A 1,339-nucleotide genomic window follows, 5' to 3' on the forward strand; every position below is an offset into this window, starting at 1 on the left:
TTCATACACGACTGAAATCATTTCTTCGGGCTCTTTATCCGGAGCATCCAGTAAATGTGGCGCCCTGATGCTGTGTCGTTCAATCGTTGCCCCTCTGACCTCTATCGTAAAATGTTTTTCCTGAGCACCCACTGAAGACGTTCTGTAAAAATCAAAAAACAAATCCATTTTTTCGTTACTGGCGATGGCCATTCCTATTAATGGCGTCGACTTATCTATCAGCTTAATAAAACTCACCGGTCTGTGTTTCACATTCTGACTTCTCACAATTTCGTGATCAAAATGAAGCACAATAATTTCATCCCTGTGAGCGCGCTGAAATCTGTTTCCTACAGAGTCATACGTTGAACATCCTGCTGAAATTAAACCTTGTTTCTGCCCAATGATTTTGACGTAGATTAGATTTGCCATTCTCAAATTCCTTTTGATTTATTGATTAATTAACTGAGTTATAAAATAATATTCATCACACTAATGCATATTCACTCTATTAATCATTTTTATATCAGGAATTCAAGGAGGGTGCCATTTACTTTATTGAATGGCGATACAGCTATCAGAATAAGCTAATTTAAAGAAGATATATCACGGGCCGAAATTAACTCCCTGCCCCATTAAATAGTATTTAACCTTTTACTTCTGCAACCACTGCCCGTTAATGCCCCGCACATATTCGCCCTTTCCGGCTCTGGCGACCAGTTTCTGGCCGGCGAGTTTTGCGACGTCGTCGGTGCTGACATTATTGTCCTGCGCCACCTGCTGATATTGCTGCTTTCTCGCATCGTTTATGCGGTCAGCCAGCGCGATGGATTCGGCATCCTGTTTTAACGGTGCCAGATAGCCTGAGAGCGTTTCGCCTACGCGTCCCTGCTGTTTCGCTTCATTGAGCGTTAAGGCAAACGCCTGACTGCAAAACAGTAGTCCCCCGGCCAGTAACATCAGGCTGCTTCTTTTGATGCTAAAAGTGTTGATGCTGCTTTTTTTAAAAAACATCGCGGACATACAGGCTCCTAGAACAAATCACTCTTATTTTTCAGCAGATCGTCGACGTCTTTATCCACTTTGATATGAATTTCATGTTCAATTTTCACGTTCATGTTGATAGTGATCGGCTCTTTCGGCGCGGCCAGTTCGATACGTGGCACACATCCGCTGAGCATCACTGCGCAGAGCGCCACGCACAGTCCTGCAAGTTGCAGTTTCATTGTTCCTTCCTCACTGTTGGATCTTTTTTCTGCCCATTAATAGGCGGGCTTTTCGACAGCGCCTTCGCAGGCAAAGACATCTGCTGTTGCAGCCATTCCTGAAGATTGTCGCCAAAGCGCAAACTGCGCCAAAG

3 protein-coding genes are annotated in these 1,339 nt (G+C 44.2%); all 3 read right to left on the reverse strand.

Going from position 1 to position 1,339, the window contains the following annotated elements; translation table 11 throughout:
- Nucleotides 1-411, reverse strand: a 411-nt coding sequence (gene tssD, locus D6C13_RS25270) for a type VI secretion system tube protein TssD (RefSeq protein ID WP_120135342.1), incomplete at its 3' end; no start/stop codon positions are given.
- A gap of 222 nt (nucleotides 412-633) precedes the next feature.
- The gene (locus tag D6C13_RS25275) at nucleotides 634-993 is read right to left on the reverse strand and encodes a YdbL family probable chaperone protein (protein WP_244212818.1); all 360 of its coding nucleotides are present in this window, start codon (nucleotides 991-993) and stop codon (nucleotides 634-636) included.
- A gap of 17 nt (nucleotides 994-1,010) precedes the next feature.
- A complete protein-coding gene (locus tag D6C13_RS25280) occupies nucleotides 1,011-1,205 on the reverse strand; it encodes a YnbE family lipoprotein (RefSeq protein ID WP_120135343.1) in 195 nt (64 codons plus the stop codon).
- Nucleotides 1,206-1,339: the final 134 nt, after the last annotated feature.

It is taken from the genome of Rahnella woolbedingensis, assembly GCF_003602095.1.
In the GTDB taxonomy this organism is placed as follows: domain Bacteria; phylum Pseudomonadota; class Gammaproteobacteria; order Enterobacterales; family Enterobacteriaceae; genus Rahnella; species Rahnella woolbedingensis.